Source organism: Pseudomonas sp. c313, assembly GCF_055407145.1.
The window spans coordinates 1-500 of the sequence record NZ_JBUZRD010000052.1 but is presented as its reverse complement, the minus strand read 5'-3'; the positions used below and the strand labels follow the sequence as shown (position 1 = coordinate 500).

General features: G+C 59.8%; 1 protein-coding gene. It reads left to right on the top strand.

Features of this window, described 5'->3' with window-relative positions:
• Window positions 1–311: 311 nt before the first annotated feature.
• On the top strand, window positions 312–500 hold a 189-nt coding region (locus tag ACZRKZ_RS27785; protein ID WP_230960204.1), incomplete at its 3' end, for a DUF3391 domain-containing protein.

Genomic DNA, 500 nt, shown 5'->3' with positions numbered 1-500 from the left:
GGCCGGAAGAATATGCGCGGATGACCCGCGAGGTCGAGGAAGCTCTCCGAGAGGCCGACGACCCCAACGCCAAGTCGTACACCCACGAAGAAGTCATGCAGGCGATGCAGGAACGCATCGACCGAGCGCGAGACAAAGCCATGTTGATCGGCTGACGGAAATTTCGGCGGTTCCGGCTGATCCAAGAATCTTGGCGTGACCTTACCTCCGCTCTACCGCTGGGTGCCAGCCTCGGCGCACGCCTAACCACCCAACTCAGAAAGGAAAATAAGTTGGTAAAACGCATTCCCGTATCCGAGCTTCGTCTCGGCATGTACATCCACAAGCTCGCCGGCTCTTGGGTTCGACACCCATTCTGGCGCGGCAGCTTCCTGCTGACCGAGCCTCAGGATCTCTCTGCCATTCGAGAATGTGGCGTCGGGGAGGTCTGGGTCGACTTGGCCAAAAGCCAAGTCGACCCAGAGAGCCCAGAGAGCCCAGAGAGCCCAGAGAGCCCAGAG